Origin of the sequence: Microbacterium sp. (genome assembly GCF_029263575.1) — a bacterium.
Lineage (GTDB): Bacteria > Actinomycetota > Actinomycetes > Actinomycetales > Microbacteriaceae > Microbacterium.
Window position 1 is genome coordinate 1 of record NZ_JAJUFV010000126.1, and the last position, 8,707, is coordinate 8,707.

Below are 8,707 nucleotides of genomic sequence, written 5' to 3' on the forward strand. Positions count from 1 at the left end.
CGAGTCGTCGGCCACCGAACAGATCGCGCACGATCGCCATCGCGACCACTCCCCCGGCGGCGGCGCCGATCCCCATGAGCACGCGCGCCCCGCCAAGCAGCAGCAGATCGGGCGCGAACGCGGCCGCAACACTTGAGAGCACATGCAGCGCGGTCACCGCGATGAGCGGCAGCCGGCGCCCGACCTTGTCACTGAGCGGACCGACGACGAGCTGGCCGACCGCGAAGCCGATCATCGTTCCGGTCAGCGTGAGCTGAATCGCCGTGGCCGTGGTGTGGAAATCTTCCTCCAGCAGAGGAAACGCCGGCAGGTAGAGATCGATCGTGAACGGGCCGAGGGCCGTCAGCGCGCCGAGCAGAATGATGTACAGCGTGCGCCGGCCGGTCGAGATCGCATCGCCCGGATGCAGCATGATCGGCGCGGTCGCCGGATTCGCCCCCAGCGTGCGGATGGCGCCGGTAGGAGAGCTCGTGCGAATGGCGCCGGTGATGGCCCGGATGCTGCCGGTCGGAGTTCGTTCGGAGGAAGAAGGGGAATCGGCGTCAGGCCGCGATGAATCGTTCAAGATTCATCAATGCTAGCGCCGAGCGCCTGGGTGAGCGGTATCAGTGCGCGACGCGCGCGAGCCCCTGTTCCAGATCGGCGATGAGGTCGGCTGCGTCTTCGATGCCGACCGAGAGCCGGACGACGTTCTCCGGCACGGCGAGCTCGGTTCCGCGCACGGATGCGTGCGTCATGTCCGGCGGATAGCCGATCAGCGACTCGACCCCGCCGAGAGACTCAGCGAGCTGGAAGAGCGTCGTCGACTCGGCGAAGGCTCGCGCGGCCGCCGGCCCCGCGGCGAGCGCGAACGACAGCATGCCGCCGAAGCCGCTCATCTGACGCGCGGCGATCTCGTGGCCGGGGTGTGCATCGAGCCCCGGGTAGAAGACGCTCTCGAACTCGGGTCGGGCCTGGGCCCACTCGGCGATGGCTCGCGCGTTCTCGCTGTGCTGACGCATCCGCACCGACAGCGTCTTGATGCCGCGGGTGGTGAGCCAGCCATCCAGCGGCGCTGACACCGCGCCGACCGCGAACTGCTGGAACTTCACCTGCTCGAAGAAGCGGTCGTCGGCGAACACCACCGCGCCGCCGAGAACATCGGAGTGACCGCCGAGGTACTTGGTGGTCGAATGCACCACGAGATCGGCTCCGAGAGACAGCGGCTGCTGAAGCGCCGGCGACGCGAAGGTGTTGTCGACGACGACGATGGCACCAGCGGCGTGCGCGAGCTCGGCGGTCGCGGAGATGTCGACGATCTTCAGCAGCGGGTTGCTCGGCGTCTCGATCCAGACGATCTTGGTCTCAGGGCGGATCGCCTGACGCACGGCATCGGCGTCGCTGAGCTCGACCGTGGTGGTCTCGACGCCCCACGGGGCGAGCACCTTCGTCAGCAGACGGTACGTGCCGCCGTACACGTCGTTACCCAGGAGCACGTGATCGCCGGGGCGCAGGATGCCGCGCAGCAGCGCGTCTTCTGCGGCAAGCCCGGAGGCGAAGGAGAGTGCGCTCGCGCCACCTTCGAGCGCGGCGAGCTGTGTCTCCAGCGCACTGCGGGTGGGGTTTCCTGCCCGGTTGTACTCATAGCCGTCGCGGAAGCCACCGATGCCGTCTTGCACATGCGTCGACGCCTGGTAGATCGGTGGGATGATCGCGCCGGTGCGCGGGTCGGCGGCCTGGCCGGCGTGGATGGCTCGGGTAGCGAAGGCATGGTCAGACATGTCTCTCAGCCTACGTCTGCGCACGCCATGGCAGCGCGGCTGTTACGTCCTGCGTCAGTGGCGAACCGGTCAGCGCGACAGGTATGCGAGCAGGTCCTGTCGTGTCAGCACGGTGTGCGGGCGTCCCTCGACCGTGACCAGCAGCGCATCGGCGTCGGCGAGCGCTGTGCGCGCCTGCTCGATCGTGGCGTGGATCCCCACGAGCGGCAGATCATCGCCGAGGTGTGCGCCCACGGCATCCGTCGGTTTCGCGTCAGCACGAAAGAGCCTGTCGAGCAGTCCTTTCTCGTCGACGGCGCCGACGACCTCGCCCATCATCACCGGCGGCTCGGCACTGAGCACGACGAGTTGCGAGACGGCGTACTCGGTCATCATCTCGATGGCTTCAAGCACGGTGTCGCTCGGGTGCGCATGCACCAGAGCCGGGATGCCGCTGGTCGGCCCCTGAGCCTGTCGAAGGGTCCGCGCCGCGAGCACATCGGCGACAGTCTCGGCCTCTCCGACATCGCTGAACCCATACGAACGCATCCACGAGTCGTTGAAGATCTTCGACAGGTACCCGCGACCACCGTCCGGGAGCAGCACGACCATCACAGCATCCGCGGGGAGGTCGCGTGCCGCGCGCAGCGCTCCGACGACTGCCATGCCGCTGGATCCGCCCACGAGAAGCCCCTCCTCACGGGCCAGGCGACGGGTCATCCGAAACGCCTCGGCATCGTCGACCGCGACGATCTCGTGCGGCACGCTGGGGTCATACGAACCGGGCCAGATGTCCTCACCGACACCCTCGACGAGATACGGTCGTCCCGTTCCGCCGCTGTACACGCTGCCTTCGGGATCGACGCCGATGATGCGCACCCGCTCGTCTGATACCTCGCGCAGATACCGCCCGGTACCGCTGATGGTGCCACCGGTGCCGATGCCGGCGGCGAAGTGCGTGACCGTCCCGTCGGTGTCGCGCCAGATCTCTGGCCCCGTCGTCTCGTAGTGACTGCGCGGCCCGTTCGGGTTGTCGTACTGATTCGGTTTGAACGCACCGGGGATCTCCCGCACGAGCCGGTCGCTGACGCTGTAGTACGACTCGGGACTGTCGGCGGCCACCGACGTCGGCGTCATGACGATCTCGGCCCCGTAGGCACGCAACACATCGATCTTGTCTTCGCCGACCTTGTCGGGCACCACGAATACGCAGCGGTAGCCGCGCTGTTGGGCGACGAGCGCGAGCCCGACGCCAGTGTTGCCACTGGTGGGCTCGACGATCGTGCCGCCCGGTTTCAGATCGCCCGAAGCCTCAGCCGCGTCGATGATCCGCTTCGCGATACGGTCTTTCGCCGAGCCGCCGGGGTTCAGGTACTCCAGCTTCACCAGCACCGTGCACGCCACATCGGCGGCGACGTGCTGCAGTTTCACCAGCGGGGTGCCACCGACGAGATCGGCGACGTGCTCGGCATAGTCCATGGCTCAAGCGTACGGGTGCTGCTGACTCTGTTACCCCTTGGTCGAGCCGGCCAGCAGTCCGCGAACGAAATACCGCTGCAGCGCAAAGAAGACGATCAACGGCACGATGATCGACACGAACGCGCCCGCCGTCAGCAGATGCCATTCGTTGCCACGGGTTCCGGTGATCTCAGCGAGCAGCTTCGTGATCGGCGCCGCGCCGCCGTCGGCGAACACCAACGCCACGAGCAGATCGTTCCACACCCACAGGAACTGGAAGATCGCCACCGACGCGATGGCCGGCATCGTCAGCGGCAGCACGACGCGGAAGAAGATCTGTCCGCGCGAGGCGCCGTCGACCCGAGCTGCCTCGATGATGTCGCCGGGAATCTCTGACATGAAGTTGTGCAGCAGGTAGATGGCCAGCGGCAGCGCGAACATCGAGTGCGCGAACCAGACCTGCGCGTACCCGCCGGATGCTCCGAGCTCGAGCGTGATCGGGACGCCGAAGACCGTCAGCCCGCGCGAGAACGTGCTCAGCAGCGGCACCAAGGCCATCTGGATCGGCACGATCTGCAGCGCGAAGATGAAGATGAACAGGAAGTTGCGCCCCTTGAAGTCGATCCACGCGAAGGCATAGGCTGCCATCGACGCGACCATCAGGGGCACGATCGTGGCGGGGATCGTGATCGCGATCGAGTTCACGAAGGACTCGAGCATGGTCAGCTGCGTGGTTCCCGATGCCAGCACGTCGACGTAGTTCTCGCCCGTCACCCGCGGGTTCAGGAAGAACTCCCACCATCCGCTCGATTGGATGTCATCACGCGGACGGAATGACGAGATGAACAGGCCGAGCGTCGGCAGAGTCCACAGGAACGCGATGATGATCGATGCGACCGAGGCCCAGGGGCGTGAGAGCCGCTTGCGCGTGCGTCCAGCTGAGGCGTTGAGCTTCCCGCCCGTGGAGACCGCTCTGGTCGCGGCGCCACCGGCCGGGTTCGCAGCGGTGTCGAGGTTCTTGATGTCGGTCATCGGATCTCCCGCTGCTTCTGGATCTGGCGTGCGTTGTAAATGACGATCGGCAGCACGAGGATGAACAGGATGACGGCGAGCGCAGCAGAGCGGCCGGCTTCGAACTTCGAGAACTGCGTATACATCTCATTCGCGAGAACGCTGGTCTCGTAGTTTCCCGCGGTCATGGTGCGCACGATGTCGAACACCTTCAGCGAGGCGATCGAGATGGTCGTGAGCACCACGATGAGTGCCGGGCGGATGGCGGGAACCGTGACGGAGGTGAACCGCTGCCACGCGTTCGCGCCGTCGAGTTCGGCGGCTTCGAGCAGCTCTGCGGGCACGCCCTTGATGGATGCCGAGAGAATCACCATCGCGAAACCGGTCTGCACCCAGATGAGCACGATGATGAGGAACATGGTGTTCCACGGCGCATTCAGCAGGAACTGCTGCGGCGTGCCGCCGAGCCAAACGATCACCTGATTGAGCAAACCGATCTGCTCGTACCCCGCGCCGCGATACTCGTACATGAAACGCCAGATGATGCCGGCGCCGACGAACGAGATCGCCATCGGCATGAACACGAGCACCTTGTAGATCTTCTCGCCGCGAGTGCGGTCGATGAACACCGCATACGCCAGGCCGACGATCGTCGACACGGTCGGGACGACGAGCACCCAGACGATCGTGTTGAGCACGACGCGGACCCCGTCGGGCTGCCCGAATATCCAGGTGTAGTTGGCGAGGCCGACGAAACTCTTGCCGGAGGAGTTCAGGAAGGATGCCACGAACGTCTGGATCGACGGCAGAATCAACCCGACCAGCAGCAGCAGAAAGGCGGGGGCGAGGAAGGCGACCAGCTGGATGAGATAGCCCTTGCCCTGCCGGGACCGATAGTCGAGCAGGAAGAACACCGCGCCCACGACGACGGCGACGCCCATCGCCCAGTAGTACGAGCGGAAGAACCACATCACCGCGAGCGGGATGAGCAGGCACATCGCCAGCCGGATCCAGGTATACACCGTCCCGGTGCGCGGGGCGATGTCGACGAGAAGGAGGATGACGGCCACCACCACCGCGAAGGCGATGACGACCACCACTGCTTGGAGGATCGGCGGAAGCTGGCCCACCCATCCGAAGAAGTCTGTCGCGGTCACGGGTTCCCCTTTACAAGAGCGTGCAGATCATCGGCGCCGCGCGCATCGTCGCACGCGGCGAAACCGGTGGGCCGCTGGTGAGCGGCCCACCGGAGTCCGGGTCAGCCCTCGGGCCAGCCCGTCTCGATCTGCGAGAGAACCTCGTCGGTCGAACTGCCGTTGACCCAGGCGACCATGCCCTTCCAGAACGTGCCGGCGCCTACGGCACCCGGCATCAGATCACTGGCGTCGAAGCGGAACGTTGTCTCCGGGTCCTGCAGGATCTTGATGGTCTCCTGCAGGATCGGGTCCTGCGCATTGGCGGGGTCGAGTCCGCTGTTCGCCGAGGTCACACCGCCCAGGCTCACGCGAGAGTTGGCCCATTCCGCGCTGGAGAGGTAGGCGAGCACCTGCTGCGTGGCCTCGGTGTCGGTGAATGCTCCGACGATCTCGCCGGCACCGGTCACCGCGCTGTCGCCAGCGCTCTCACCCGGCAGCATGAAGGCCCAGACGTCGCCGTCCTCGGCGATGTCGGTGCCCTCGGGGAAGAAGCCAGACAGGAAGGACGCCTGGTGTGTCAGCGCGCACTCGCCGCTGGCGAGAGCCGGAGCCACGTCACCGAACGCGGTGGAGTTGATCGAGGAGACCTCGCCGAACCCGGCGTTGACGTTCTCAGGGTTCAGCAGGATCTCACCCACCGAGTCGAAGGCCGCCTTGATCTGTGAGTCGGTGAACGGAACCTCGTTCGCGACCCACTGGTCGTAGACCTCGGGCCCAGCCTGGCGTAGCACGTAGTCTTCGATCCAGTCGGTGCCCGGCCAACCGGTTGCCGTGCCCGATTCGAAGCCGGCGCACCAGGCGGGGGCGCCGGTGGCCGACTGGATCGTCTCGGTGAGCGCGGCCATGTCATCGAGCGTCTCGGGAACTTCGACGCCCCACTCGGCGAACTTCGCCGGTGAGTACCAGATCCAGCCCTTGACGTTGGCCATCAGCGGCGCCCCGTAGAAGGTGCCATCCACCGTGCCGTAGTTCACCCAGTCTTCGGTCCAGAACTCGTTCGCGTTGCTTTCGACCTCTTCCGGTGCGGGCTTGAGGAAGTCGCGCGAGGCGAAGTCCGCGAACAGTCCCGGCTGGGGGAAGATCGCGATGTCGGGCGGGTTGCCGCCCTGGGCGCGCGTGCCCAACTGCGTCTCGAAGTCTTGGCTGCCCTCGTACTTGATCTCGATTCCGGTCTCGGCTTCGAAGTCTTCCCACGACTGCTGCAGCAGTTCGGCCTCGCTGTCGACGATCGTGCCGTAGATGGTGACGGTCTCACCAGAGACGTCGCCGCCCCCGTCGCCGCCGCCCTCAGGGGCGCCCGGTGCACCACACCCGGCAAGCGCGATGCCCGCCGCGCCGATGATGGCCAGCGGTGCCAGGCGCCGATAACGCTGTGACAGAGTCATGTGATTTCTCCTCTTCGAGTACACGTTCACCGGCGGGCCACCAAAACGCGACCATTCGGGAACCGATTCCAGCCCCAACCTACTTCCGATGAGCCCCTCGCGCAATGCGGAAACATCACAAGCTCGCAACCTTTCCTTGCCGCGCGGTTGCGGCATTGGGAGCGCTCCCGGCCAATCTGTCTGGAACCGGTTCCCTTTCCATCGCGATTCCGCTACGCTATCGACGATGTGCGCCGGGGCGCAGGTGGGTGTCGAGGAGGATGCATGAGCACCATCGCAGATGTCGCTCGGCGCGCCGGCGTCTCCAAGGCCACGGCGAGTCGGGCGCTCAGCGGCAACGGCTACGTCTCCCCCGAGACCCGCACGAAGGTGCAAGACGCGGCGAACGAGTTGTCGTATATCGCCCATTCGACGGCGACCAGCCTCGCCACCGGACGAACCCACACCGTCAGTGTCATCATTCCCTCGATTGATCGGTGGTTCTTCGCCGAGCTGCTCGAGGGAATCCAGGAGTCGCTGCTCTCCTTCGACCACGACCTCTCCCTCTACGCCGTGCGCGAGGGCTCGGCCGCGAGAAGCCGACTCTTCGCCGAGACGCTCCCCCGGCGACGCTTCGATGCGACCATCGCGGTCGGCATCCCGCCCGGCAGTAACGAGATGGAACAGCTGCTGAGCAACCGACGCCCCGTCGTGACAGTGAGCGCATTCGATGATCGTTCGAGCGGCGTGTCGATCGATGACCCGACGGCGATGCGCATCGCGACCGAACACCTGATCGAACTCGGCCACAAGCAGATCTTCTTTCTCGGCGGCGGGGCGACGGCCACTGAGGCCAGCTACAGTGAGACGCTGCGCATGTCGGGCTATCGCCTGGCGATGGACGCCGCCGGCCTCACCGCGCACGCGCAACACACCCCAGGGGCGTCAAGTATGCCTGGTGGTTACGCCGCGGCTGTCGACCTGCTCAGCGACCGCCGCGGCCGCCCGACCGCCGTGGTCGCCGTATGCGACGAGGTCGCGATCGGCGCGATCATCGCGGCCCGGCGGCTGGGAATCGCCGTCCCCACCGAGCTGAGCGTGGTCGGCATCGACGATCATGCGCACGCCGAGATGTTCGGGCTCACGACGATTCAGCAGCATCCGCGCCAGCAGGGACGAGATGCCGTGCGATTGCTGCGTGAGCGGATGGAGCATTCGTCCGCCCGGGTCGAGCACGTGGTCGCGGCATCCGCCCTGTCGGTTCGCAGTTCGACGGCCAAGCCGCGCTGACCCGCCCGAACGCACGAAGACCCCGGGCAGAGCCCAGGGTCTTCGAAAGCGTTATGACGCGATTACTTGAGCGTAACCGTGGCGCCGGCGGCCTCGAGGGTCTCCTTCGCCTTGTCAGCGGTCTCCTTGTTGGCGCCCTCGAGGACAGCATTCGGAGCACCGTCGACGACGGCCTTGGCCTCGCCGAGGCCGAGCGAGGTGAGCTCGCGGACAGCCTTGATGACCTGGATCTTCTTGTCGCCAGCAGCCTCGAGGATGACGTCGAAGGAGTCCTTCTCTTCCTCAGCCTCAGCGGCGCCACCGGCACCAGCGGCACCTGCAGCGGCGACGGGGGCAGCAGCGGTGACCTCGAACTTCTCCTCGAACGCCTTGACGAAGTCGTTGAGCTCGACGAGGGTCAGGTCAGCGAACTGCTCGAGCAGCTGCTCAGTGGTGAGCTTAGCCATGATGTTTCTCCTATGAGATGGGGTTTGTGGGAAGAAAACGCGGGTCGCTTACGCGGCCTCTGCGGTCTCCAGCTTTGCGCGAAGAGCGTCGACGGTTGCGGCAGCCTTGGCCATCGTCGCCTTCATCATGCCCGCGGCCTTCGCAAGCAGAACCTCACGGCTCTCGAGCGAGGCGTACATGTTGACCTCGTCGGCGTTGAGGA

General features: G+C 65.9%; 8 protein-coding genes and 1 pseudogene. 1 reads left to right on the forward strand and 8 read right to left on the reverse strand.

Annotation, left to right across the window (positions count from 1 at the left end; translation table 11 throughout):
- The 6 genes from Q1J95_RS12055 to Q1J95_RS12080 all read right to left on the reverse strand — a co-directional run.
- The coding region (locus Q1J95_RS12055) for an MFS transporter (protein ID WP_300267857.1) at nt 1–412 on the reverse strand (412 nt) is incomplete at its 3' end.
- Between the two features lie 193 nt (nt 413–605).
- Nucleotides 606–1,760, reverse strand: coding sequence for a cystathionine gamma-synthase (locus Q1J95_RS12060; RefSeq protein ID WP_300267842.1), 1,155 nt, complete (start codon nt 1,758–1,760; stop codon nt 606–608).
- Between the two features lie 69 nt (nt 1,761–1,829).
- Nucleotides 1,830–3,218 (reverse strand): cystathionine beta-synthase, encoded by a 1,389-nt coding sequence (locus Q1J95_RS12065; RefSeq protein ID WP_300267844.1) that lies wholly within the window; start codon nt 3,216–3,218, stop codon nt 1,830–1,832.
- Nucleotides 3,219–3,248: 30 nt separating this feature from the next.
- On the reverse strand, nt 3,249–4,229 hold the full coding sequence (locus Q1J95_RS12070) for a carbohydrate ABC transporter permease (protein ID WP_300267846.1): 981 nt from the start codon (nt 4,227–4,229) through the stop codon (nt 3,249–3,251).
- Entirely contained in the window at nt 4,226–5,365 is a 1,140-nt protein-coding gene (locus Q1J95_RS12075) for a carbohydrate ABC transporter permease (protein ID WP_300267848.1), read from the reverse strand. The genes Q1J95_RS12070 and Q1J95_RS12075 overlap by 4 nt, the downstream gene beginning before the upstream one ends.
- Before the next feature lie 101 nt (nt 5,366–5,466).
- Nucleotides 5,467–6,789, reverse strand: coding sequence for an ABC transporter substrate-binding protein (locus Q1J95_RS12080; RefSeq protein WP_300267850.1), 1,323 nt, complete (start codon nt 6,787–6,789; stop codon nt 5,467–5,469).
- A gap of 264 nt (nt 6,790–7,053) precedes the next feature.
- Between Q1J95_RS12080 and Q1J95_RS12085 the strand changes: the two genes are divergently transcribed.
- A complete protein-coding gene (locus Q1J95_RS12085; protein WP_300267853.1) occupies nt 7,054–8,058 on the forward strand; it encodes a LacI family DNA-binding transcriptional regulator in 1,005 nt (334 codons plus the stop codon).
- 62 nt (nt 8,059–8,120) lie between these two features.
- Here the strand turns inward: Q1J95_RS12085 and rplL are convergent, their stop codons facing one another.
- Nucleotides 8,121–8,504 (reverse strand): 50S ribosomal protein L7/L12, encoded by a 384-nt coding sequence (gene rplL / locus Q1J95_RS12090; protein ID WP_300267855.1) that lies wholly within the window; start codon nt 8,502–8,504, stop codon nt 8,121–8,123.
- 48 nt (nt 8,505–8,552) lie between these two features.
- A pseudogene (locus Q1J95_RS12095) lies at nt 8,553–8,707 on the reverse strand (50S ribosomal protein L10); the annotation flags it as partial.